This is a genomic window from Halopenitus sp. H-Gu1 (assembly GCF_041821145.1).
GTDB lineage: Archaea > Halobacteriota > Halobacteria > Halobacteriales > Haloferacaceae > Halopenitus.
Genome location: NZ_JBGUBC010000006.1, coordinates 128,622 through 153,521, shown reverse-complemented (window position 1 = coordinate 153,521; position 24,900 = coordinate 128,622). Strand labels below are relative to the sequence as shown.

Annotated in this window: 26 protein-coding genes; 13 read left to right on the top strand and 13 right to left on the bottom strand. The window is 57.5% G+C overall.

Features of this window, described 5'->3' with window-relative positions; all coding sequences use genetic code 11:
• The first annotated feature begins 45 nt into the window (after positions 1-45).
• Together ACERIT_RS06770 and ACERIT_RS06765 are read left to right on the top strand one after the other, a co-directional pair.
• The gene (locus ACERIT_RS06770) at positions 46-1,518 is read left to right on the top strand and encodes an amidohydrolase family protein (protein ID WP_373674086.1); all 1,473 of its coding nucleotides are present in this window, start codon (positions 46-48) and stop codon (positions 1,516-1,518) included.
• Positions 1,515-2,429: an alpha/beta fold hydrolase gene (locus tag ACERIT_RS06765; protein ID WP_373674085.1), complete on the top strand. Its 915-nt coding sequence runs from the start codon at positions 1,515-1,517 to the stop codon at positions 2,427-2,429. The genes ACERIT_RS06770 and ACERIT_RS06765 overlap by 4 nt, the downstream gene beginning before the upstream one ends.
• A 9-nt stretch (positions 2,430-2,438) precedes the next feature.
• Here the strand turns inward: ACERIT_RS06765 and ACERIT_RS06760 are convergent, their stop codons facing one another.
• From ACERIT_RS06760 to ACERIT_RS06730, 7 genes are all read right to left on the bottom strand, one after another.
• Positions 2,439-2,627 (bottom strand): hypothetical protein, encoded by a 189-nt coding sequence (locus ACERIT_RS06760; protein ID WP_373674084.1) that lies wholly within the window; start codon positions 2,625-2,627, stop codon positions 2,439-2,441.
• 47 nt (positions 2,628-2,674) lie between these two features.
• Positions 2,675-3,070 (bottom strand): hypothetical protein, encoded by a 396-nt coding sequence (locus tag ACERIT_RS06755; RefSeq protein ID WP_373674083.1) that lies wholly within the window; start codon positions 3,068-3,070, stop codon positions 2,675-2,677.
• Between the two features lie 44 nt (positions 3,071-3,114).
• Positions 3,115-3,921 (bottom strand): hypothetical protein, encoded by an 807-nt coding sequence (locus ACERIT_RS06750; protein ID WP_373674082.1) that lies wholly within the window; start codon positions 3,919-3,921, stop codon positions 3,115-3,117.
• Positions 3,914-4,534: a class I SAM-dependent methyltransferase gene (locus ACERIT_RS06745; RefSeq protein ID WP_373674081.1), complete on the bottom strand. Its 621-nt coding sequence runs from the start codon at positions 4,532-4,534 to the stop codon at positions 3,914-3,916. Before ACERIT_RS06745 ends, ACERIT_RS06750 begins: the two co-directional genes overlap by 8 nt.
• Positions 4,535-4,650: 116 nt before the next feature.
• Positions 4,651-6,393 (bottom strand): prolyl oligopeptidase family serine peptidase, encoded by a 1,743-nt coding sequence (locus tag ACERIT_RS06740; RefSeq protein WP_373674080.1) that lies wholly within the window; start codon positions 6,391-6,393, stop codon positions 4,651-4,653.
• A 197-nt stretch (positions 6,394-6,590) separates the two neighbouring features.
• Entirely contained in the window at positions 6,591-7,514 is a 924-nt protein-coding gene (locus tag ACERIT_RS06735) for a hypothetical protein (RefSeq protein ID WP_373674079.1), read from the bottom strand.
• A gap of 214 nt (positions 7,515-7,728) precedes the next feature.
• A complete protein-coding gene (locus ACERIT_RS06730; protein ID WP_373674078.1) occupies positions 7,729-8,163 on the bottom strand; it encodes a hypothetical protein in 435 nt (144 codons plus the stop codon).
• Positions 8,164-8,272: 109 nt separating this feature from the next.
• Between ACERIT_RS06730 and ACERIT_RS06725 the strand changes: the two genes are divergently transcribed.
• Positions 8,273-9,595 (top strand): cytochrome P450, encoded by a 1,323-nt coding sequence (locus ACERIT_RS06725; RefSeq protein ID WP_373674077.1) that lies wholly within the window; start codon positions 8,273-8,275, stop codon positions 9,593-9,595.
• Between the two features lie 131 nt (positions 9,596-9,726).
• A complete protein-coding gene (locus ACERIT_RS06720) occupies positions 9,727-10,581 on the top strand; it encodes a CPBP family intramembrane glutamic endopeptidase (RefSeq protein WP_373674076.1) in 855 nt (284 codons plus the stop codon).
• Positions 10,582-10,684: 103 nt separating this feature from the next.
• Here the strand turns inward: ACERIT_RS06720 and ACERIT_RS06715 are convergent, their stop codons facing one another.
• Positions 10,685-12,589, bottom strand: a complete 1,905-nt coding sequence (locus ACERIT_RS06715) for a serine hydrolase domain-containing protein (protein ID WP_373674075.1) — start codon at positions 12,587-12,589, stop codon at positions 10,685-10,687.
• Between the two features lie 558 nt (positions 12,590-13,147).
• Between ACERIT_RS06715 and ACERIT_RS06710 the strand changes: the two genes are divergently transcribed.
• From ACERIT_RS06710 to ACERIT_RS06700, 3 genes are all read left to right on the top strand, one after another.
• Complete coding sequence (locus ACERIT_RS06710; RefSeq protein WP_373674074.1) at positions 13,148-14,002, top strand: hypothetical protein; 855 nt, start codon at positions 13,148-13,150, stop codon at positions 14,000-14,002.
• A 1,083-nt stretch (positions 14,003-15,085) separates the two neighbouring features.
• Positions 15,086-15,247 (top strand): hypothetical protein, encoded by a 162-nt coding sequence (locus tag ACERIT_RS06705; RefSeq protein ID WP_373674073.1) that lies wholly within the window; start codon positions 15,086-15,088, stop codon positions 15,245-15,247.
• Positions 15,248-15,254: 7 nt separating this feature from the next.
• Positions 15,255-15,902: a hypothetical protein gene (locus tag ACERIT_RS06700; protein WP_373674072.1), complete on the top strand. Its 648-nt coding sequence runs from the start codon at positions 15,255-15,257 to the stop codon at positions 15,900-15,902.
• Positions 15,903-15,994: 92 nt separating this feature from the next.
• Here the strand turns inward: ACERIT_RS06700 and ACERIT_RS06695 are convergent, their stop codons facing one another.
• Positions 15,995-16,474, bottom strand: a complete 480-nt coding sequence (locus tag ACERIT_RS06695) for a hypothetical protein (protein WP_373674071.1) — start codon at positions 16,472-16,474, stop codon at positions 15,995-15,997.
• 59 nt (positions 16,475-16,533) lie between these two features.
• Positions 16,534-17,469, bottom strand: coding sequence for a hypothetical protein (locus tag ACERIT_RS06690; RefSeq protein WP_373674070.1), 936 nt, complete (start codon positions 17,467-17,469; stop codon positions 16,534-16,536).
• Between the two features lie 412 nt (positions 17,470-17,881).
• Between ACERIT_RS06690 and ACERIT_RS06685 the strand changes: the two genes are divergently transcribed.
• The 4 genes from ACERIT_RS06685 (at position 17,882) to ACERIT_RS06670 (ending at position 20,169) form a co-directional block, all read left to right on the top strand.
• Complete coding sequence (locus ACERIT_RS06685) at positions 17,882-18,811, top strand: hypothetical protein (protein WP_373674068.1); 930 nt, start codon at positions 17,882-17,884, stop codon at positions 18,809-18,811.
• Between the two features lie 121 nt (positions 18,812-18,932).
• On the top strand, positions 18,933-19,253 hold the full coding sequence (locus ACERIT_RS06680; protein ID WP_373674067.1) for a hypothetical protein: 321 nt from the start codon (positions 18,933-18,935) through the stop codon (positions 19,251-19,253).
• Positions 19,254-19,298: 45 nt separating this feature from the next.
• A complete protein-coding gene (locus ACERIT_RS06675; protein WP_373674066.1) occupies positions 19,299-19,841 on the top strand; it encodes a hypothetical protein in 543 nt (180 codons plus the stop codon).
• Positions 19,842-19,947: 106 nt separating this feature from the next.
• Positions 19,948-20,169, top strand: a complete 222-nt coding sequence (locus ACERIT_RS06670; protein ID WP_373674065.1) for a hypothetical protein — start codon at positions 19,948-19,950, stop codon at positions 20,167-20,169.
• Between the two features lie 232 nt (positions 20,170-20,401).
• On the opposite strand, the gene ACERIT_RS06665 is transcribed toward ACERIT_RS06670, so the two are convergent.
• The 3 genes from ACERIT_RS06665 to ACERIT_RS06655 form a co-directional block, all read right to left on the bottom strand.
• A complete protein-coding gene (locus ACERIT_RS06665; RefSeq protein ID WP_373674064.1) occupies positions 20,402-21,514 on the bottom strand; it encodes a peptidase in 1,113 nt (370 codons plus the stop codon).
• 79 nt (positions 21,515-21,593) lie between these two features.
• Complete coding sequence (locus ACERIT_RS06660; RefSeq protein ID WP_373674063.1) at positions 21,594-21,926, bottom strand: hypothetical protein; 333 nt, start codon at positions 21,924-21,926, stop codon at positions 21,594-21,596.
• Positions 21,927-22,041: 115 nt separating this feature from the next.
• Entirely contained in the window at positions 22,042-22,314 is a 273-nt protein-coding gene (locus tag ACERIT_RS06655) for a hypothetical protein (protein ID WP_373674062.1), read from the bottom strand.
• Between the two features lie 157 nt (positions 22,315-22,471).
• Here ACERIT_RS06655 and ACERIT_RS06650 point away from each other — a divergent pair, with 157 nt between their 5' ends.
• Complete coding sequence (locus ACERIT_RS06650) at positions 22,472-23,911, top strand: hypothetical protein (RefSeq protein WP_373674061.1); 1,440 nt, start codon at positions 22,472-22,474, stop codon at positions 23,909-23,911.
• A gap of 109 nt (positions 23,912-24,020) precedes the next feature.
• Entirely contained in the window at positions 24,021-24,884 is an 864-nt protein-coding gene (locus ACERIT_RS06645; protein WP_373674060.1) for a hypothetical protein, read from the top strand.
• Positions 24,885-24,900 lie beyond the last annotated feature (16 nt).

The window sequence follows — 24,900 nt, the reverse complement described above, 5'->3', positions numbered from 1 at the left end:
AAAACTCATTTCCTTGGTGTCGAAAGTCGAGGATAGTGTCCCCGGATGTATGACGTGCTGATTCACGATGCGACGGTGGTCACTGTTGATGACCGAAATCAAATCATCGAGAATGGTACCATCGTCGTTGACGACGGCGAACTAACCGCCGTTCGCCCGACACGAACGGAAGATGTAGACCTCAGTGCAGAAACTGTCATCGACGGTTCCGGTACCGTAGTGATGCCGGGACTTGTGAACGCGCACACTCATCTCGAACTAACGCCGCTTATCGGTGCGTTTAGCGATCTTGGTCTCCTTGAGTTGATGGGCAGTATGACTGCCCTGTTCGGCCGCATAAGCGAGGGCGAGTTCGAGTATCTCGTCGACGCAGGGTATGAACTTGCTGCACTGAACTTCCTTCTTGGCGGCGTTACGACGGTTAACTCGATGGATCTCCGACCGAGTGTGGGCGCAGAAACGTTCGGGGAAGCGGGTCTCCGTGGGTTCTTCGGGCCGGCGATCACGGATCTGTTCTTTGACGTGCCGGTTGACGAGCAGTTCGCACAGGCCCGAGCGTTCATCGACGACCACCACGATACTTACAACGGGCGGATTCAGGCGACAATCTGCCCGCACGACGACTGGTCCTGCACACGGGACCTGTGGGAACAGACCGCGGCGCTCACCGACGAATATCCCGATCTCCTCGTCCATACGCACTTGCTCGAACTGGACGAGAGCAATACGATGGCGCGAGCGAACGGCAGCGAAGATTCGCTTGCACTTCTCGACGAGGTCGGCCTCCTCAATGAGCGTTTGATTGCTGCTCACTTCCGTGTCGCCGACGAGCAGGACATTCAGCGGACGGCTGCTGCTAATGCGTCCGTTGCACATTGTCCATCGGTCTTCTGTTATTGGAACCCGGATGCGGAGATGCAGTGGACGCCAGTGCCGGAGTTACGTAACGCTGGGGTTGATGTCGGGCTCGGGATTGACGACCATTACTGGCACGATTCGTACAGTATGTTTGGCGAGGCTCGCCAAGCGCGACTCGCGGCCAATGTGAAGCGCACGGCCGGCCAGTACTCGTCGATGGAACTTGTTCGGATGCTCACCATCGAGGGAGCACGTGCACTCGGCGTCGGTGACGAGATCGGAAGCCTCGAACCCGGAAAGCGAGCTGACCTAATTCTCGTCGATGTGGACAAGCCGAAGTTCACACCGCTCACAAACATCCCTGCCCACCTCGTCAATAACGCTGCCCCGGCTGACGTCGAGACAGTTCTCGTTGATGGTGAGATCGTGATGCGGAACCGAAGCCCCGAGACGATGGACGTGGACGCGGTTCAGCAGCGTGCGGAACAGGCCGTAGAGCGGTTTGAAGCGGAGACTGGCTGGGAGTTCGACGTTGGTGGGAGCGAGCCGCCAAGTACGAGCGAGACCATGCGAGATCTCCCGAAACGTGGGCCGGTACGACTGTTGTCTCGGCTCGCTTTGCAATCAGCGCGCGATGCGTTTCCCTTCCGAATACGATGACAGAATCGTCATTCCCGTCAGGATACGTTCCGTTCGATGAGGCTCGTAACTCCCTACCCGTTCCGAGTTCAGTTTGCGTGGCGAAATCGATCGAACTGGAGACGGTTCACATACCCGGTTCTGACCCGGCGCTTGTGTTTATTCACGGTGGGCTCGGATCGTTGTGGAACCCGTATCCGCAGCTGGCTACGTTCGAGGGCGAACAGGAGTTAATGACGTATTCACTCGCTGGGAACGGTAACTCGTCGGATCGTCCAACCCAATCGCTCGACGGGCATATTACGGATCTTGTACAGTTGCTCGATGAACTCGGTATTGACCGACCGATACTCCACGGTCACAGTTACGGTACCGCGATCGCCATCGAGTACGCCAAGCGCCATCCGACGGCCGGTGTGATTCTTCACGCTGGCGGGGATCACGATTTAACGCCTGCGTGGGAGAAGCCACTCCTCCGGCTGTTCCTCGCTCTCCGTCTCTATCGCGTCCCTATGGATGATGCTCTGATTCGTCAGTTAGCTTACCGTGTCGGATTCCACGAAGACACCTCACCGGCCGTCGTTGAGGATTTCCTCCGGTCGAACCCGCTCCCGCATCGGCATTCAGCCTGGGAGACCGTGACGGACGCTTTCTGGGGATACGACGGGCGTCCGGACATCAATCGGATTGACGCGCCCACGCTCGTCATTCACGGTCCTGCGGACGGTATCGTTCCACTGGATGTCGCACGTTGGACAGCGAATCGAATCCCTGAGAGTGTCTTCTGTCGTATCGAACGAACTGGCCACGTTGCGATGATTGAACGCCCCGCTGCGTACAATACACTGATCCGAGCTCTCATCGAAACCATCCGGGAAGACCTCAATCTCGAATCGGTTGTTCGAGAATGTGTGGCGGAAATCGATAATTGAGCCAGTGGTTCAGGACATTCGGTGATAGAGGGTCCATCCAATGGCGATAGCAGCGCCGAGTGCGCCAACGATGAATGGGATCGTGGCGTCGGTTTCGCCAAATCGCCACCCAAATACGACGTATCCGATCACCCCAATCGCTGCCGCGATGGCCCCAACGTACTGAAGCGTTTGTGATGATGATGCGCGTCCCGGCATTAGTTGCTCCTGAGGCGGGTGCGGGGTAAATGCTCTTGGAGAGAACGCTACGTACGGTGTCGGACGGAGAGCCAGGCGAGGTTTCCAAGGTCTGTGATGAGGAACGCACCGATTGAGGCGTAGAACGGTGAGACGCCAACGTATTCAGTTCCGACGAGATAGAGGCCGACGAATTCGATCGTGACGACGAGACAGGCGGTGAGCACCCACGCGATGGCTTTCCACGTCTGCGTGTAGCGTGGCCAGTACTCGTCGTAAGCTGTGGGGACACCGACTGCGAGCGTCATCAACAGGAGGAAGTCTCCGGCCGAGCCTCCTCCGCTAACCATTGATTGGAACGCGTACGCTGTCGGGACGGCGATGAGGATCGCCACGAAGATCGTGAGATTTCGCTGAGTCGTTGCCCAGTTATAGATCCTGGAGACGGTGTTTGTGGAGGGCATATGTGGAATGGTGATAGCGGGATAGGAAAGAGGTACGGTTAGCTTTAACGCGTAATCGCGCGATAGAACGACACCGAGTACACCGCGAAGAAGCCGCCGAACAGCATCCCGCCGACGACGATGAGACCCGTACCGACGACGATCGGGAGTGAAGGGTCGGGGATGGCGACCACCGTCGTCGGCTGAGGCGACATAATGAGAGACGCAGCGGCGAAGACGACGCCGGCGAGACCGCCGATGATGGCACCGAGGAGTGAGTACCCGAGTGTACTCACAAGGTGATGGCGTACCACCGAGATGCTTCGTTTGAATCCGTCTGCTACGCCCATATCTTCGAGGACGATCGCCTGTCCGTAGAACTGGGCGAAGAAGACGAGGAGGAGATACACCAGGAGCACGATGGCGACGATGACCGCGATCACGGCCAGGACTGCGGTGTTGGCTGACTGGAGGCCACCGCTCTGGAAGAGAACCGCACCGCCGAAGATCGCTCCAAAGAATGCGATCATCCCGAGGGCGAAGTTGATGGCCATCAGTGCGAGGTACGCCACGAGGATCGAGACGTAGTTGGATTTGCCGTCGTCGACGAACGTCTGAAGGGTAGTTCGTCCATCGAGCGCTTCGTCGGCCATCCCGATCAGTCCGCCCTGGAAGAACGGCAGCACGACGATGAAGACGAGCGACAGCCCGAGCGAGACGATGCTACTGAGGATCGGGTCGATCGATTGCAAGGCCATCTGCGGCACCTGAAACGCCATCACGATCAACACCGGAACGAACAGGATCGGGTTGTCGAGGAGGGCACTGGGCGTCCGGCGCAGGGAGCTCAGGACGGGCGAACTGTTAGTCATTGGTCTTGGAGGGGGTGATTTCGAAAGTGGTGATCGTACCGAACAGACCGGTTGAGGTATCCTCAACTGAGAGGCCTGCCGCTTCGACGACGTCGCGCGGTTCTTGGGTCCACCGACAGCCGCTCTTCGCATAGTGGGCGTCGGCCCGCCACTCCTGGAACCGGGCGATCGGTCCGACGTCACTTCGGCCGTGTTCGACGAGACGGATCGTTCCCCCAGGCTTGCAGACCCGTTCCATCTCTCGGAGTGCGGCGACGGGATCCGGGAACGTACACGTCGACAGCGCCGAAATCACCGCGTCGAAGCTGTCGTCTGGAAACGCAAGATCCTGTGCGTCCATTTCCCGAAGCGTGCCATCTCTCCCGAGATCCGCGAGGGTGTCGTCGGCCTTTGTCAGCATCTCCGGGCTGATGTCGATGCCGACGAGTTCGACCGTCTCGGGGAGATACCGAAAGTTCGTCCCGGTGCCACAGGCGACATCTAACACCTTGCCTTCCACGTCACTGAAGCGGAGGCGTCGATGTCGCCCGGTGATGGCCCGGTCGATCCATTCGAGCCGATGCATCCAGTCCGCGAACTCGGCGTACGATGCCTTGATTTCCGAGACTGACATCGGTCTGTTCGAGGCCGGGTCAGAGTCGGTTCGCTGTTCTTCTCGATCGGGTCGTAGTCGTTCCGTGTGTTCTGTCGTCGTCATTGTGTTGTGGGTATTGCTGTTGTTCGTCGGTTTCAGGCGTGTTCGGTGAAGAACTCGATAGTCCGTGTGATGTACTCGATGCGGTTTGCCGTTCGTTCGATGCCGTGGCCTTCGTCCTCGAAGAGCAGGTACTCGTGATCGATCTCTCGTTCAGAGAGCGAGGCAACGAGCTGTTCGGCCTCGCTTTGGGGAACCCGCGGATCGTTCCCGCCCTGCACGAGGAGGAGCGGCACGTCGATGTCGTCGACGTACGTGATCGGCGAGCGCTCCTCGTAGAGATCGGGCTTCTCCTCGGGCGTTCCTTCGAGTTTCCGCATCACCACGTCACCGAGGTACTGTCGGGCGTTCTCGACGGTCGTTTTCCAGTTGACGACGCCGCAGACGCTCGCGCCCATATCGAACGCGTCCGTCGCTCCGACGCCCATCAGCGCCATGTAGCCGCCGTATGACGCGCCGAGGATTCCGACCGTGTCCCGTCCTCGATTACGGAGATATTCGGCGGCCGCGACGACGTCGGTGAGGTCGTCGCCTCCGAGATCGCCGTCGCTCGCCTTCCGGAACTCGCGCCCGTAGCCGAGGCTTCCGCGGAAGTCCGGGGCGAGGACTTCGAAGCCGGCGTGGACGAGCGTCTGCGTGGCCATATCGAGCCGGTTGTAGTGCTGTGCTTCCGGGCCGCCGTGGGCCTTGACGATCCCACCGATCGGCTCTTCGGCCGGTTGGTAGAGTCGTGCGGCGATCGCTTGCCCGTCGAACGATTCGTAGCTGATCTCCTCGGGTGCGACTGTCCGTTCGTCGACACGGCCTTCGCCGACGAGCGTCGTTCCGTTCTGGCGAAGGTCACCAGCTGTGGCCGAACTCAAATGTGTGTAATAGACGTCGCCGTCGATGGCTTTGACGTCCATATTCATCCCTGTCCGCTCGACGGTCGTGACCTCGCCCTCGCTGAGGACACACAGGCGACGGTCGCCGCCGCGGGCTTCGAGGAAGACGATGTTACCGTCGGCTGTCCATTGCGGGTCGTACTTATCGCGGTTGTTCACGTACCGGAGTTCGTAGTCGCCGTCGCCGTCCGCGACGGCGAGTTCTCGGTAGCCGGTCTGGTGGTTGGTCGTGAAGACGATCCCCGCGTCGGACCACGCGCCGTAGCCGTCGTCTGTGAAGGCGAACGACTGCTCAGAACTCGATTCGTCGATGAAGATATCGTCTCTGTCGAGGTGGAGGTCGACGAGTCGAAGCCCCGAATCCTCGAAGGTGCCGGCCTGATAGACGAGGCGCTGCCCGTTCGGCGACCAGGCGTATCCCATGACTGGTTCGTCGGCTTCGGATCGTTTGGTGATGTTACCCTCGTCGAGGTGGAGGGTGTACAGATCCAGTGACCGGTCTCGGTTCGAGACGAACGCGATCCGATTCGGGTCTGTCGGATGCTGTCTGGCCTTGAAATTGAGGAATTGGTCGTCGAGAACCGACGTGATCGCACCGGTTTCCAGATCGACCTCTAGGAGGTCGAACTGTTCGGTGCCGTTCTCATCGCGGTAGGCGAGAAGTGACTCCCGGCCCTGCAGCCACTTGGGGGACGTGATGTCGCCCTCGGCGTCCGTGAGTTGCTCGTCGCGTGTTCGCAAGTCGTACGTTCCGTCGTTGTACGCGGCGTAGACGGCTGTTCTATCAGGGGTTTTCGTATAGCCCGATACGCCGTGTGCCTCGGCGAGGGATTCCACGTAGTTGGAGGGCTGTTCGACAGATCGCTTCTCGTCAGGCGGGTTGGGTTCGGTCATTGTGTCGAGTGTCGTTTCGACATATGGAGTGTCACCCTACCACCTCTTAATAATTATCGAACAATTGATATATTACCAGCGTCGTTTCAAAATCCTAATTGAGCGAATAACTGGCTCAATAGCGCATATGGGGCACAATTAGCTATTTGTCTCCGAGACAGGCCTATTGGCCAAACGAGTCTTTTGAAAATGTTCCGTCACGAACGCCGCTCGGACTGGTCTCTGCGTTGCACGCGCTCGGTTCTCGTGACCGCCGCATTCGCATCAAGATACAGGCGAAGGGACGTCGTCTCACGCTGCAGTTCGACCCGGTACTCTTCGGGATCGGTCTCGACCTTTTCGGAGGTCCACCGGCCGTCGATGAGATGCGGGTGGAATTCCCAGAATCCCGTCCCCAAGATATCGACGCCGTGCTCCCAGTGGAAGGCAACCGACTCCGGGTGGTAGGCTGCCGCGTACGGAAGCGGAAGTCCCATACTACGCAGACATTGTTGACACTCGCTGTTCGCAGCAAAATCCACTGGAACTGCACTCCCTGTCGGTTGGTTTGACGCGTCTAGTACCTCCGTTTCCAGACGCCCAGCGCAGTCCGGACAGACGCCTTGCCGCGTCTTGAGTAGGTCACCAGCCTGTTCCCAGATCACGGTATCGATCAGATCAGCCTTCGTGTGAGAGCGAACTTGTGCTGGCCTGACTCTATACGCGAACGCGGGACGTTCGCAGTCCGAACACCGGATCATAAAATACTGATCTTCGATCGTGGCTTGAAGTGCGCCTTCGCCACAGAACAGGCAGTCCCCGTCAGTCTCGATCGTGCCGACATCCGATGGCGACTGGTAGTTCTCGGCGAGAATGAAACGAACCATTTGTTCGCCGGCGTGGGTGAACGCGTAGCCGTCTTCGTGCTTTCGGAGAAACGTGCCGGTGAGTTCTCCGAGGTGGTACGATAGTTTCGACGTGTTGTCCACCTCTACACGGTCGTAAATGTCCGAGAACGACAGCGAAGCGACGCCGGTTTGTCTCTCGTCGTGTTGTGCGAGTGCGACCGTTCGGAGGATGTCGAGTCGTATCTCGTCAGACAAGAGCCCAAAGACCTCGTCTGCAGTCCGTTCGGTCCCCATACAGGGTAACAAATCGCTGCGGTATTGAAAGCACGGTCACACGTGCAACCCGACATCTCTCGAATGCCGGTACATATCGATGACAACCTGCGTTTCCCCCGCACACGTTATTGAATACCCTGAGTTTTCTACTCCCTGATGTAAGGGATCGCCGCCCTATTTAAATGAGCGTGCGAGATTGAGAGGGGTATATAGAATTGAGATCAGGTCTGTCCTATCGACTGTTTGTCTTCGCCCGGAATAGATACTCGCTCCCACCAAAGATGGCGTAGAGAAAGAGGGCGATTGGAGAAAGGAAAGCTGCGTAGAGGGCGAGGCCGAAAATCGTCTGGAGTGAGAGGACACCCTGTACGGCACCGACGATGAGCCAGCCGAGAATTACGAGTATGAGTACCGCGAGCGGTGTAATCAGGCCAAATCGGAGGAAGATGGCGATGGGTAGTCCGACGGAGGCGATGACGAGGACCATCATTCCCAGAAGATACCCGACAGTGTCACCCGAGAGATGAGCGAGGAACTCACTGACGCTCCATCCTGCGATGAGTAAGCCAGCGCCGAAGTACAGACAGAGTACGGCAATACCAACCAGAGTGCCGACGAGCGCTGCAGCGGAAGTGGATGAGTGACTTCGGGCCAAGAGAGCGACCATACTTCACACCACAATTGGAGTGGCGATAAAAGCCATCCACGAGCTCCTCTACGACTGTCTTCAGAGGAGGCGGGGCAGGATTAAGACAGATGAGTAGAAAGATATCGATATGAGCGGGACGGAGCAGCCGCCGTCTCCGGACGGTCTTCCGATTATTGGGAACGGCGTCGCGTTTTCTCGTGAGCCGGTTGATGCGATGGAGTCGTGGGCTACCCACGGCGATCTCGTTCATCTCCGGTTTATGGGCGAGTCGATGTACCTGGTGACCCATCCGGATCTCATCAAGCAGATTCTCGTCGAGGAACAGCACAAATTCACCATCGGGCCGGAGCAGCAGGAGACCTTCGCGGGTGTTGAAGATCGCGCAATGACGACTGCGACTGGCGACCGATGGAAACGACTGCGCAGGGCGGCACACCCGGCATTCACTCGTGAGAGTATCGCCAGTTACGGCGATCGTATGGCGTCCGTGACCGCCCGGTTCGTCGGCGAGTGGGACGACGGGGAGCAGGTCGATCTGCACGCGGAGATGCGTAGATTGACGGTGCAGATTCTGGGGGAAACGCTACTGAACGAGGATCTCCGAGGACGGGAGAAGGTAGTGATCGAAGCCGCGGACGCGCTCGTCGATCGAACGAACTTCCGACGACCCGGCCAGCTGCTTCCGGACTGGGTTCCGACTCCGACCGACCGCCGGTTCCGTCGGATGGTACAGCGGCTCGACACATTCGTCGAGGATCTCATCGACGAGCGACGAGACACGGGGATTGCGGCTAGCGACGACGTCTGCGCGACGTTGCTTGCTGCTCACGAGAATGGGAACCTGACGCTGGCGGAGGTCAAGGAGAATCTGGTTGCGTTCCTGCTGGCGGGCCACGAGTCGCCGGCTGGTGCGCTCACCCGGGTCTGGTACTTGCTTGAAGACCATCCTGACGTGTGCGAGATACTCTGTGAGGAGTACGACCGCGTTGTCAGTGGTGATCGACCGACCATCGAGCACTACGATGCACTCGAATACACGCAACACGTCGTCGCAGAGACGCTTCGGATCTATCCGCCGACGACGGGTGTCAACCGGCAGGCGACCGAGTCCGTGACGCTGGACGGCTACGAATTGCCTGAAGGGGCACGGTTTCTGATTCCACAGTGGGTGCCCCATCGGGACGAGCGGTTTTGGGATGACCCGGAGGGGTTCGATCCTGACCGATGGATCCGGGAGACGGATCGCCCGGAGTACGCGTACTTCCCGTTTAGCGGTGGGCCACGCGGCTGTATCGGGAACGATTTCGCTCGGCAGGAACTGACTTTGGCGCTGGCAACGATGGTCGGCCGTGTTGACCTCGACGTGACTGCCGACGAGCCATTAACGTTCGTTCCGTCAGTTCAACTTCGGCCTGCGACTGACATCACTGCGGAGGTTCGTCGACGGTGAGTTGCAGTGGCTCGATATGTAAGGAACTGGGTGCAGACCGTCGATACTGTAACGGGCTATCTTCCAGTTTTGTTTGAACCAGCTCATACGTTTATTAGCCGGGACTATCTCGTTCAGCACAGTGGTGCTGAATGACAAGTCCTGATAGAAGCCGTCTCACAGTCTTCGTCAGTATTCTGGTCGTCTTTGCCGTCGGTCTCCACATCGTTTCTCGAATTATCGAGGTGAGCCCGATCGCACTTGCACCAGCGTATATGTTCTCTCCGATGGTTGCGGGGCTTGTAGTCTGCCTCCGTCGAGATATTCCGCTGTCGACGGTTGGGTTGCGAATCGGACGCGTTCGGTGGCTCGTTGTGGCCGCCGTGGGTGCACTACCGCTCGTCGGATTGACGCTCCTTCTTGCGGTGGCAGTCCCTGGCGTCGGCTTTGATCCGACCGTTGACCCGACACCGGGGATCGAACTGCCGTCGGGGCTCGGTGGCGTGATAGCGACGTTCGGCCTCGTGCTCGGGCTGGGTACGACGGTGAACGCACTTTTCGCATTCGGTGAGGAGTTCGGATGGCGAGGGTACCTGCTCTGGGAACTAGCTCCGTGGGGCTTCTGGAAGGCGTCGTTTGGGATTGGTGCCCTCTGGGGAGTCTGGCACGCGCCGGTCATCATCGCTGGCTACAACTACCCTTCCTTCCCAGTGATTGGGGTCGTCGCCATGACGATTGCCTGTCTGTCGTTCTCGCCGGTATACACGTACCTCGTTGTTCGCGCGAAATCAGTACTCGCAGCGGCGTTGCTCCACGGTGTGTTCAACGGTTCCGCTGGCATCGTCGTTGCCTATGCGGTTACGGAGAATGCTACTCTCAGTGAATTAGTTGCGAGCCCGGTCGGTGCAGCTGGTGTGCTTGCGTTTGGACTCGCTGCAATAGGAATCGCGCTGGCCGGCTCCCCATCGCTAACCCGCGAGTTCGCCGGCGGTCGAGACAAGATTTAGTTACCGGAAGAGGCGAGGCAAACCGATTCTTGTTGAGTCTGGGTGGCACAACCGGATTGAGGAGCACGAGTCGATCGTTCACGACTCTCGCCCTGAGAGCAAGTCAAAGTGGAATCTGTAGGAGATTCCAGTACCAGCAGAGACTACAGAGGGTGACGAGTCCTGTTGCGACGAGCGTGAGATGGACTCGTGTGGATAGCGACCACTGTTGATGGTGCCACGACCGAAGGACGGCCCCAGCTGTGGCAATCGACAGGATTGCCGCGATACCCGGGAGGGCGAATAATAAATCGAATCCCGGTGGGGGCTCGTATAGCCATCGTTCAGTAACACCGTACAGACTGATGACGGCGAACGAGAATAGTAGTACTGCGGTTATGCCAGCGACCCATCGCCATCGTGAGAGCGTTTGTGGTGGAGATTCTGCGTTTTGATACCGCCGCCAGCCTGCTGCAAGCGGCCAGCCGACGACGCCGGAGAGAACGAGGACGCCCGAGAGGAGCGCGAGTGGCCCGTGGATCCGACCCTGCTCGTACCATGGAACTACCGCACGTGGAGACCATGGATCGCTGGCTTGAAACAGATGCGTCGTCCCCTCCGCAGACGGTTTGAAGACAAGTGTATCCGCGCCATCGCTACGCCGAAACACGAACGGATCAGTTTCAATCCACCGGTGGGTCTCCCCCCTTCGATCCGTGACGAGCGTCCCGTCGTCGGCAATCCGGACGACAGTGGTCGGGCGTGTGATTCCGTAGAGGGTTTTCTCGAACGACGAGGTATCTGTCACATGGAGTGAGCGGTACCGTCCGGTGACGCTGTCCGCTCGGGTCGGTTGACCTCCGTCGCTCGGTTCGTGGGCTTGGACGGGAGCAACATGATCGAGAAACGCCTCTGAGATTACGGAACGGGCGTCGTTCGCCTCGGTACCGTGAACTGAGACGAACAATCCGACGTCTTCGGTAGGGAGATACCGGAGGTCGGTACTAAAGTCAGGGACACCGCCTTGGTGACCAACGACGAGTGTTCCGTCTCGACGCTGGCGCTCCATCCCAAAGGAAATACCTGCGAGCTGTTCGTGCGGCGTGTACCATTGTTTATGGAGATCTTCAACGGCCTCCGCCGAGAGGAATTGACCTGTATCACCGGTCCCAGTCCCGAGAAGAACGTGCAAGAGCGCAGCCATGTCAGTGGCTGTAGCAGACATTCCGGACGCTGGCGGCATTTCAGAGTACCAGTTCACTTGCGACGCAGCGTCCGTTCGGCCACCGACCAGCTCGGCAGGTAGCGGATCGAACGTGCTCCCGTTCATACCGAGCGGATCAAACACTACCTGTTCGATTGCATCGGCGAACTCCGTCCTGACGATATCGGCCACGAGTTGGCCGGTGAGCCCCGCGTTATAGTTCGTGTACAGCGGAACGGTTCCTGGTTCGTGGATCTGATCCGGGTCGTTGGCTTCAAGGACGTCCGGAAGTGGTCGAATCGCGTCCGGTGTCGTTGCCACTTGTCCCGGGTAGCGTTGTTCGAAGCCTGTCGTATGGGTAGCGAGATGTGCGAGAGTGATTGGTTCGTCGTACGCGTCTTGGTCGGGGATCGAAACGGAGTCGAGTACCTCATCGACCGGAGCGTGCGGATCTACGTCACCGGTATCGACGAGTCGCATAGCGGCGACAAACGGGGCGACCTTCGAGACAGAACCGATTCGGAACAGGGTAGTGTCCGGTTCAACGGGTGCGTCAGAGTTGAGATACGAGTGACCGAATCCTTCGCTCAGGACAGTCTCACCGTGAGCAACGACCGAAACGGTTGCTCCGTCGGCATCGTACTCGTCCAGTGCTCGTTCGACCGCGTCACGGATGGTTTCCGGGAGCGCTGATTGTTGGGTGTTCGTAGTTGGAGTCAATCGCGTACTCCTCGTTGCGCCGGTCACTGCGGTTCCAGCACCGACCGCGGTGCAGGACGCTGCGACGCCAGCCAAAAAGCGGCGTCTCGTAGTTGTGGAGGGCATGTAGCGGACACACGCATAGGTGTGACACTCAGGGGTCATATATTCCAGGCCGAGATAACGTACTACTGTTCGCCAATCCGTTTCGCTTCATCCGCGGGCGGCAAGTCACCGAACCCGACGACGGCCACATCGAACTAGTAGTAAGGCCCGCTGTATCCGGAGACCCCAAGATCAGATGCTCCTGACCGTGGTCCATCATGCACGACGAAGTCCAGTGATACACCGCACGGACTTAATCGATCAATGCCATGAACACGCTGCCAACGAGGATCCCGAGAACGGCGAACAGTTCCGGCACGATCACTTCTGGGACAATCGGTGGCAGCCAATGAACACCGCCGAAATAGCCGACGGTGTATCCAAGGACGGTCCATACTGGGATGAGCGCAATCATTCGCCGTCTGTGGTTCCAATTGTCAGCATTCCGTGAGAATAGCCGAGTCCTGAGTTTCCGGCCGATGGAGGGCAACCCGAACATATCCGCGAGTTACCTCTACGAGGATAATAAAATCCCCGTGTTGAGGGAGTCTTTTGTTGCCTGGCGTGGAACGTTTCTCTATGGCGGCGTCAACGCGTTCTGTACTAGGTCGGTCGAACGCTGAGCGCCCTGATGGTGAGTACGCGTTGGTCGCTGGCCTCTACGTCGCCTCCTTCGTCGCGCCTGCACTTGTTCTCGCTTTGTCGCAGGCCGTCGCTGACGCGGCTATTCTCTACATCGGCTTGATCATCGCCGTGACGGGTGTGACCGCTATCGCCGGTTGGGTTGTATGGTGGACGCCCGGGCTTGCTGTCACCCTTGGCCGTCACGACGCCGTCTGGTTGCTTGTCGTGCTTCCGTTCAGTTGGTTTGGTGGGGTGTTCGGTGCGACTGCTATTGGTGTTGAACCGCCTAACATCGCCGCCCCACTAGGAGTGTTGGGGACCGCTGGCGGGATGCTGCTCGGCATTATACTGGTAGCGATGAGTCGAACGCGGCACGCGAACGCTGCTCTTGAAGAGGCGGTAGAACTCACAGAGTGGGAAGCACGGTGGCCTCGCCGGTGGCGGCGGATTGCTGGCGGCGTTTCTGTTGTGGCCTTCACCGTCAGCACCCTCGGTATCCTTGCTGCATTCGTGTTTAATTCCGAGTGGGGGTGGCGATTGTACTATCTACTGTTCGTCGGCGTCGTGCTGATGAACGTGTTGAATCCGCGGACGTTCCGCGTGACGGATACCGGACTCGTCGTCGAACATCCGTTGCAGCGTCAGTTCCGACCGTGGGCTGCGTACACGAGCTTCGAATGGTCCGACGACACGCTCGTAATCAGGTCAGCCGCGTGGTGGCGGCCGTCACATCGGTGCGATCGAGATGATATTGTTGATGTTGATGCCGTACGATCTGGTCTGAACGAGACGCCCCTTGGTGGTCAATAACTTTTCGAGCGGGAACACTAGTGAGGTGGGAATGGGGAATGACACCGGGTAGTTGAGCGAAAAAGCCCGATGGTGGCTACGATCAATAGAATCTAACCATACCAGTGGAGGGTACGAAAGGTCTGGACATCCACACGATGTCTTTCCCTTCGGGAGAATGGCTATATGATTGAGTTGTTCCGTCTCAACCTGCGCATTAATCAATCCGATTCAATTAACTTTTCAAGATTACTATTCCTCTGCAAGGCGATACGGATGCAATTAGGTCATCAGGGACTAACGATTCGCTGACGAATCCTGTTCACTTGGGTGTGAATCCATTCGAGGGACGACCAGACGACGTAGATAAATAGCCCGATAATGATCCACGCTCGTATCAGACCAAACCAGTGTGCCGGGCCGTGCATACGTTGTTTTTCGGATTCGGAATATTTGTGTCTTGGGTGATTCTGAATCGGGAGTCCTGAAACAGATTCATACAGATGGGAATACCGACACAGGACATAGACTCGTTTGCCGGATGTGTCACTCGCCAACCAGTCGAATAGCGAGGAGTCCAAGGATAGTGACGGGGATGATGTAAGAGAGGAGGATTGCCAGAACCCCAATTGCAGTGAGTAGTGGTCCTGATCCACCAGATCCGGTTTGGATGAATACGAGGATGACGAACCAGAGCGTTGTTAACTGAATGATGGTGGAGTCATCCATAGCAAGTATCCGTGTGTGAGATTGGTGCTGACAAATCCCTTTTGATGACTCGCAATCCCCTCTAAGCTGGGAAACTGAACATCCCCCACAGGATGTGTTCTCCCTTGCGTTTAGAACGGGTCGCTTCGAGAGGTGAAGTAGTGACCCAGACCAGACGCTACTCGTTCCTCAGATTTATCTTAGTTGTCGTGTGTGTTCTCAGGTATGGCCCTCCACCCGATACTATTCGCATCGCCGATTGTACTTCTCACGATGGCTGTGGTATTTGGTGATGCGCATCGTCGGGCGCTTCCAGGGCGAACGAAGATTTCCTGGACCATCGGCGTTGGCATTTTGAGCCTCATCGGATTCGTCATCGTGTTCTCATTCGATAGTATGTTGTATCGACAGTATATGCTGCTGCTTAACAAGCCGCTAGTAGTCCGATCGCCGTACGAGTTACTGATGTGGCTGCTTACCGTCGGAACCGCGTTCAGCGCGGTGCTTTGCCTGATCTACGCGGTCGGAACCCGGGGTGGCAGCCATCACACAGCGTAGTTTCCTGATGCAACGTCGCACACTTCTCGGGCTGGCTGCCAGCACTGGTATCGTTGGCGTCATCGGGGTCACAGGAAGGATCGCTAACCACCCCTCCGACCCACCAGCCACTGACGCTGAGGAGCTGGTTCCCCCTGCGGAGGAATGGAACCGTCCTGTTGTCGCCAGCGACACGACGACAGCAGGGAGCGAGGAGTACGGGACTGTCCGGCAACACGCGTCAGTCCTGGATCTCGAACCGGCTGGGCGGTACGCTCTCATCACTATGTATCGACTCATTCCCGGTTCGAACTACGATGCTTCGAGCGGATGGAAAACGATCTCACTGACGGTTGAGCACGCTTGGCGCTCGGGATCGCTCGTATCCCATCCCGGAGATGTCGTTCCCGCCGACGATGGTGAGGCCGATTCGAACCTCTATTTAGATACCGATCAGTCGGCAGGGCGGTACCGATGGCACCTGACTTTTGACGCCGCAACGGGGGATTCCCGCACCTTTCGCTTCGCCACCATCGTGGACCGTAACGAGCCGCCCGAGGAAGGCGAGTCTCTCGCTGATGCGACGTTCGGAGCGGGTTTCACGAAGGGATTTCTCAGAGGCTCCGAACGGGATATTGCGACGTCTCACCTCGTGATCCGAGGAACGGGCGAGTAGTTGAACCGGGGGTATCAACATCGGAACTGAGTCGTTCTTTCTGGCGTTTAATCAAGGTCGGTAGCTTGCTTACGAGAGGAGTTTGGATTCGTTCAAGCGGGGGCGGCGGATTGGAAAGTCGGGCGGCCGAGCAACCACCAAGCCGTCACGAGAAAGATGACACCCGTCGCGCCGGTAATGGCCAGCGGCGTCGGGTTGTCTGTGGGGGAGATGAGTGGGCCGCCGACGAACGCGCCGAACCCCAGTGAGATGAGTCCGATGATGAGACAGACACCGCCGAGTGTCTGCAGCCAGGCTGACTGTTCACCATCGGTGGCGCGAAATTTCCGAGTGATGCCTGCGCCACTCACAGCGAGCACATACAGGAATAGCGGGAATGCGATCGGGTAGTACGGGGTGAGGAACGGGAGTGCTACTTCGACGAGATCATAGGCGACGATCAGGAGATAGGGCGGGATTTGTGTGGGTTGGAACGGAACGAATTTCAGGAGATACAATGCGACGATGATCGCATAAGCGATAGCGACGTCACGGCCGAGGAGGGCTTTTCGGAGTGTTCGACGGGAGACCATAATAGAGTGTAGACGGGGACGGTAGTAAATCTCAGGCGTCTCTCGGAACGAGAGAACAGCTAGTCCGCATCGTTGATGTAGAGGCCGTATCGGTACAGCGTGTCGTCGTACCAGAGATGATGGCCGTTCGAAGCAGTCTCGACGTGTTCGAGATCGAGCGCGTCGAGTAGATTTACGTACTCCGTCGAGAGCGGGGTCGTTTCTCGATACGTGTCTTGCGCGATAACCTGTTCGAGTAACTGACGAACGGGCGCGTTGAGCTCTTCTGGATCGAGTCGGGAATCAACTCTGGCGGCGAATGCGATGTCGCGGAACGCGTCTTCCGTGGCTGCGACTTCGATTGCGAGTGTCGTGTACGCTGGTTCATAAAGTCGTTCCGTCGTAACGTTGACCCGGTAGGCCCAGTGGCCGTCAGAATCCATCACCACAATTTGCCCATCGAGGTCGTCGGTAAGGCGGCTATTCAGTTCGTATGGTCGCCGGAGGACGTAGGCATCATCCCGAAGGAGATCGGCACTCCCGCTTTCCCCGTTTGTGACGGTGTAGCTGTGAAGGATTTTGATGACGCGGCCGACAGGCCGGGCGAGTGAATCGACCGTCGGGACGTCCTCAGGAACCTGATCCTCAGGTATAGGAGTGACGCGGACGAATGGTCGCTCCATTCGCCGTTCGCCAGTGACAACGATTTTCGTCTGGTAATACCGTTCGTCGTGAGCAACGAATGCGTCCTCGGGAAGAGGCTTGTAGCCGTAGGTCGTGTGCCGACCGTCGGGGAGTATTTCAGCTAACGCACGGTGGGCGGGCTGGTCGTATACGTCTTCACCGGGATGGTAGAGGACGTAATCAACGAGCGGTTGTTCAATTCGGTCGAGTGAGAGACTATACTCTTGTTTCGGATCTGTGGAGGAATCTGGTGTGAGTGATGCACAGCCTGCGAGAGCTGTGGCTACGGTTGTTCCGGCGAGGTGGAGGGCCGTTCGCCGATTGAGGACCATACCGGCTGTTCTGAATCCCGGGTTGTCAATCTGTCGTCAGCAGTCCAATTCGATGCCACTGATCTGATGACGGCTTAACTGTTCTCCATCGAAGCTGGCAGAGTCACGACCAGTACAAGTGCAGTACGATTACGAAGACCAAGAGCAGGGGGATGAGAGGAGCCGCGGCTTTGAGCGGAACCAGAAGAAGAACGATGGAAGACATCACCACGAATTCGAGCACGACGAGCAGGCTCACCATTTCTGTCGACTTCGTCATCGGCTTGGGGATGGATTGATGATCGAACAGTCGATTGTGTGTGGGACGTAGATACTATGGGAGTGCTCTAAATATGACAGCCTCAAGGATCGGCCCTTCCTATTGGGGCTCATTCAGATAAGAAGTTAAATATGTGCCATCTGAAATCGAGGTATGTCCCTCCAAAACGATGGTAGACCCTCCATCACTTCGAGTCACCCTGTCGTGCTGGAGATCGGGATTGTCACAGCACTGTTAGTAGGGGTGTATCTTTGGCGAGAACTCGTCAGTCAAGTACTGACAACTGTGTTCGGAAGGCCACCAAGTGTAGGTGGGGTGTTTGTCAGTGGGCTGGTCAATGGTGGTGTTCTCCTGTTCGGACTGATTGGATTCACGGTCGCGTACAGTCGGTTCCGGGAGATTGATCTTGGCCTACGCCTTCCGTCTCGAAAAGTAGTGCCGCTGGTTGGCCTCGCTGTTCTTACACCGATCATTTGTGTCGCTCTCACCAAACTCGTCGGTGTTGTGACTGGCGTTCCGTACAACGCACTGACAAAGACGTCAATCGCTGCCGATGCATCCGTGCTGCCAATCCTCCTCATCGCCGGCCTGGGGTTGATCATCGGCGTCCCGATGCTGGTCGTGATCTGCCAGGTTCTCATCCAAGCGAGCTTTGAACAGGTCGTCAGTGCCGACACCGCGATTGTCCTGACCACCGCCGTTGCGGGGTTCGTGATGGTGAGCAACACCGGCGGACTTGCGACGGTTCCCGAACTGGGGAAGCTCATCGGTGCGATCGCATTCACGCTCTCACTCGGCGTAGCAGTCTATGCGAACGAACGTCTTGAGAATGATTGGCTTCCCTACCTTGGCTTCGCTCCCGTCGTATTCGTAACTGCGATCATCGTCTTCGCTGGTATTGCGGAGGTTGGGACGGTCGCTGGTGGGTTGTTTGCAGTTACGCAGCTCGCTGTACTCGGTATCGCGGCGTACACGTATGACCGAACCGCATCTCTCCTTGCCCCGGCGCTAGCGTATGCAGCCCTCTTACTGGCTAACAGGATCGTAGTGTTCGTCTTTGAGGCAGGGATGCAGAGCTGGTGACGTCCATTCCATCTCTAACAGAGGAAAGAGATTTGGTTGGATAAGCATCGCCAAATCAAGCATGAGGGGACAACAGATTAAGCAGTGTGAGATTCAATGCCCTGATCGCACGACTGCATCTATGACAACGGAGTACTCTACACTCGACGTTCTTCGAGGAGCATCAGTTGTCGCAGTTGTTCTCCTTACGGCCATTCTTATCGCCATCCTCCCCGCCCCTGGCTATCGAACGTCTCGACTCGTACTGTTCCTCATCACGATCGGCCTTGGGTGGGTGGGGGCTGTAGGAGCGGTGTTAAACCGGTTCAGGTTCTTGCTCATCGGAGCTGTCGGGCAATTCCTTCTCGGCTTCTGGAATTTCACGATCGGCTTGTTTATGTTACCGACTGGGATCATTCTTCTTCTCACTGCTCTCCTACTCCGTGAGCGTTCAGATACCTGATTCGTCTCCCCAATCCATTTTATCCCCCTCCTCAGTAATCCGGTTGTGAACCTCCTTCCGTGGCTGCTCGACTGGCCACCCCGCCCTGCCTCCATCATCGCGTTTCTCCTCTTGACAGCGTTCAGCGTCGGTACCTTAGTGCTGTTCGCCCCGGTCACCGACCAGATCAATCCAGACGAAGCCACTGTTGAGGCTACCAACGTATCCGTCCATCTCAATGACGACATTACGATGCCAGACATCGAGAACGGTACCGTGGCAACATGTATTGCGAGTGGCACACCCGGTGACCATCTGACGGTTCGTGCCGACGTCCTCGTGGAAACCCCAATGAAAGGTGGTGAGGACTCCAATTATGATGTTGAAGTGAGCATCGGCAACAGTTCAAAGACTACTACGGAACCCGTTCAGCAAACTGGTCGAGAGCGGGTGAACGTCTTCTGGGTCGTCCGTGACGATGAATCACTTACAGTTGGCGGGACAGCCGACATCCACATCCGGCTACGTGAATCAGGCACTGTCGTCGCTAATTCGACTCGAACTGTCACGGTCGAGAAGGACAGTCGCTCGTACGACTGCGAGTCCTAAGTCTGCACCCGGCAGGACTAGACCCGATGGTTACCTACCGGCCATCAAGTCTGTCGATCCAACCCGCCGCTAAAGACTTAACACTCGATGAACCCTAACCTGGGATATGAGCCTCAACATCTGGGAGGTGTTTCAGACCTTGTTTAGATGGGATAGGGAGACTGATGAGGAACCCGGTGAGGAGGCTGATGAAGCTCGTTTTATCCCATCGCCGCTGGATCTTTCCGTGCGAGTCGCACATGGAGGGTCGGACGATACCGTTGTGCGAGAACTCTCTAAGATCGATGAACAAGCGCGTGAACTCGAAAAGACGCAACAGGACAACTAAGTTCTCTATAGGTGGTTCGTCGGAGCACAAGATACAGGCCACTGTGGTATGTTGTGGACCTTATGGAACAGTCTTGCCCTGAGAGCGATGCGGAGGAGGACGATGAAAACAGAATCAACGAACGATTGGATCGTCTCGTCAACTTCCTTGCGACGTACCTCCCGTGAACCGCTCTGCAATTCGGTTGAGGTGAGCCAGCTGTTCGATTCTACAACGGTTCCTCGCTATCTCTTCACGCTTCAGTCAGTGTACTCAGCTGGTCAATGCGATCGCCAAGCGGAACGTTGACTGATAGCGGGTTCGGGAACCGTCGACGGGTTGGTTCGATTGCGTGAACGTCGGCGTATCGATTGAGGGCGTCTGAGAGCGCGGATTCACCTACCCGTTCGGCGGCGTATTCGTCGGCCACTCGGATTTGTCGCCGGGACAGCCAGAATCCAAAGAGTAGCACGACGACTGAGAACCCGAGTAACAGCCATCTTGACCCTACGCCGGTCAGAGACGCAATAAGGGCAATACCAGCAACAATCACAGTACTCACCCTGATTTCGAAGACGTGAGTGTCGAGTCGCCCTGCCTCAATAGCTAGGAGTGCAGTTGCCGTATCATCGTCAAATACGTCTAGGAACGTGCTCGTGAGGAACAGCCGGCGATAGTTCGGTGGACCACGAACGAGGGAATCGGCTGTTTCTTCGTCGTCTGTGTCGAGAATTCTGACATCTCGGACATTAAGGTCAGCTCTGGAACAGAGCGTCGCAACGCGGTTAGCGACGTCTTCGGTCGGTTTCTGTGTTGAACGGAGTAGCGGAATGAGCCACGGTGAAGCGTAGAGAAAGATGATGGCGATGGCCGCAAGTCCAACTGCCAGGACAAGGGGAGAAGATTCCGACGGGAGTGCTTGAAGCGGGACAATCACGACTGCGAGGACGGCACTTAGACCGAGTACGTAACGCCCCATCTTCGAGAGAGCTGTGCTCGTGTTCAGCTCCACCTCTCGTACGTCGCGGACACCACGTATTGTGGGTGCGTAGGCCGCGAGCCAGACGAAACCTGTGGCGAGGAAGGTGATGAAATTGGTGAGGATATTGCTGAGGAAAACCGGATTAGTGGGAAAGAGGGCTCTGATCGCAGGGCCAAATCCAAGGAGGACCAAGACGCCGTATGATAGCAATGTGAACGGGAAGAGAACGGCCCCGTACAACAAGCGGTACTTTCCGACAGGGTTCGAGAGACGGCGGACTACCGCACTTCCCACCGCTCCAATGAGACCTCCGACGAGAACGAGAGCGAGAAGTGCGGCAACTGGGGGACCGAGCGACGGTGATGAACTCTGGAGGGCGATCATACAGAAGTTATCCTGTAATGGGTGCAAAATTGTGTCGGACAATTCTGGAGACCAGAATGGTTGCTCCCTCCAGATCTAGTCAGGGAGTCGTCGGGCAGGATTCCATCGCGCCGAGTGCAGTGCTGATCTGACCCGGTTCGACCGTGAAAAAGAGACTGAAACACTGGTTGGCTCCCCAGTCGTCGACGAACGATTCCGCATCAGCCGTTGAGTACGTCGTTTCGAGTTCGCCGTTGGTCAAGGAAACCGATACCAGATACCGAGTTTGATCCCCCATCCACTCTTCGATAATCGTTGTACCATCGACGATGTTTCCTGTTCGTCCTTCGAGGTCGTGCGTGACGTCGTATAGCTCTTCACCTCGTTTCTCGACCGTTACTTGGATTGAGATCGGGTTCTGCCGGCGGTTCATCACCCCAATCTTTCCGAGTCCGACCTCGGGCCTCTGCTCACCAACGCAGCCGGAAAGCGTGGCCACGCTCGCACCCAGTGTGGCTAGAAACGCGCGTCGACGCATACTGTCGAGTTCAGAACCACTCTCTGATTGGTGGAATGATTTCAAGCGTCGCGGCTGCGAGATAGACGCCGACAGCGGTCACACCGATACCGATAGCGACCGTCCAGGGAGAGATTGACGAAAATACGGCCTGTACGCCGGCGATGACAAGGACGAACGCAATACCGAGTAGCAAAATTGTCCCGATCACATCGAGGAGGGCATCCTTGACGGCGTCTCGAACAACGGTGTAGAGTGCTGCTTCATCGAATCCAGGGTCGGTGGTTTCTCCCCCGTCTGTCATCACCGGTGTCCCGGTGCACGATTCCGTGTCTTGCCGACGTTGCGTTCTGGGGACCATATCGGGGTATCTTCTCACGGTAAGTGAAAAACCTCTCCCCAGCAACCAGTGTGATTCTTAGGAGTGGCGTCTCTCGACTCCATATCGAGTAGATACTAGTATGACGAGGTTTGACAGGCATACAGGATTTCGCGCGGTATTTATCGCCGTATTGGTGGGTGTTATTCTGCTTTCGACAGTTGGATCGCCTGTCAGTGCTCGCCCGCCGCCACACGCGGTCTGTGGCGTCTGTAGCGACACACTCGTTGATGCGGCCGCCGATAACGACATCGCCATCAGTATGGCGGAGAGTTCGCTCACCATCGAGATTGATGAATCCGGAACGGGGCACTGGACTGCCCGGGTATCGCTCACTGGGACGGGTGTCGAGACGCTCCGCGAGAACCAGTCACTCCGCGACCACGTTGTCCAGCGAGTGTTTGACCGTGGATACGTCGCAGTCGAGGAACCACAGTCACTCACCACGTCGATGAACGGGAGCACCCTGACTGTCGAGTACGACGTTCCGGGTATGGCCCACCAGAGTGCGGGCGGGGTCTACGTGGTCGATTTCTTCTACTGGCACGGTGGCGAGGCGCGGTGGTTCTACCTCGCTGCAGACTCGATGACGATGCGCGGGCCGCCGGGGACGGTCGTGTCGCACGCACCGACCGATGCTGCGATTGCCGATGAGGCCGTCACGTGGGAAGGAAGCGACCAGCAGTACGATCCCCTCGGGGGTCGAAGCCACGTCGTATTCGCACCGAACAACGGTATCATCAGTGGGGCTGCGACTTCGTTCGGGATCGGGGTCGACGTGGCACAGTTGAAGGCTCAGGACCTCGCTGCTGTCGGCGTTCCGTTGGTGCTACTCACTGGTGTCGTTGCACTCTTGGGGCGGTTCGGACACCGGCTGGCTGCACTCTCACGATCACGGCGGATCGCGCTCGTGGTCGGACCATTGGTCGCCGTCGGGGTTGCCGCAGCGACTGTCGAAACGCTCGTCGGAGTCTCCGGTCCGCTGTTCGAGCAACTTGGTGACTTCCTGTTCTATTTGGTCTATGTCATTGCAGCAACGGGTGCAGCCCCGGCCCTTGTGTTGGGCGGGCCGCTCGTCCTCGGGCAGATCGTGCTGGCGAGACGTCTCCTCAATACGGGCACGGCTGCAACAGAAGCGGGCACAAACGAGGCGGTGACACGGCTGCTCCTCTGGCCGACAGCGGCGGTTCTCGCTGGCCAGTGGCTGCTCTTTCCTGTGGCCGCCGCGGGCGCGGCCGGATACGACACCACGTATGGTCTGGTCAGTTTGGTGCTTCCGACGCTGTACTTCCTCCCACTCGCAGTGACACGCCAGCGAGAGACACCGCTTACCATCGGGTTCATCGCCGGGCTCGTGCTTGCGCCAGTGCCGATTGTATTCGCACTAGCACCCCACACGGGGATGGCTCTCGTGAATAGATCACTCGCACTGCTGTACGTTCCGTGGACCCTCGTCGTTGCAGCGATTGGAATAATCGCATACGCGTCGGGACATCGACTGGTCGTCATCGAGAATGGGTAGTGTCGGCTGAGTGGTCGTCTTCACAACAAGTGACTAGAGACTACGGATTGAGGCACCCTATCTCGGTAACGGGATAACAAAGAAGCCGGAAGAACCCGCAGTCGAACGTATGCCCTCCAGACGAGCCGTCCTATTCAGTCTCTCAATTGGGTTCGTCCATGCGGCAGTTCTGCTCATGGTCGCTGTCAGTCTCGGGTATTCGGTTGGTCCGTCAGAGTATTCGCTGGTTGGTCTCCTGTGGCGATATGGTGGTTTAGTCGTCGTAGCTGCCGTCCCCGTCTGGCTCGCCCTCCGATTTCGCCTCATTTCGCCCGTGATTGCGCTCATCCTCACGACGGCCTACGTCCTCGGGATGGAACTTACACCTCCAGGACCGACGTTTCGTGACGTCGCCGAACTCGAAGGCCTCGCCGAGCCGACCGGTATCACAGTCGTTGAGAACGGGCTTTACATCGTTCGGTATATGGTCAACGCATCAGTCTGGACGGTCGGCTTCTCGCTTTTGGGGATCGTGGAGTATGTTGGTCGGAATACCTGGCGTGTCCTCCCGACGACCACGCAGTCAGTACCATGGCTTTCGATGCCTGCGTCTCGTCGACGGGCTGGGACTGTCGCCATCGTCGGTGGGTTACTGCACGCTTTTGTCATGGTGTGGTTTGCTGCTCGGCTTGGAGTGACGATCTCCGGCGGATTCGAGTGGGTGTTGTATCTGTTCGGTGCCGTCGGAATGTGGCTACTGGCAGCGGTGCCGCTCTATCTCCTGGTTCGGCATCTACTGGTGACGCCTTCGGCGCTGCTAGCGCTGTTCGTTCTGTTCGACGTCCAAGCGGAGTTCACAGCGACTGTCGAGGACCCACACGCGCTCTACTTCGGAGCGTGGTTTCTGTATCTCGCTATCCTTCTCGTCGTGGCCGGGATCGAGTACGGACTTCGTCGCCTCAACCTTGTTCAGCGATTCACCATCGGGATGTGAATCCAAGAAGAGAGTC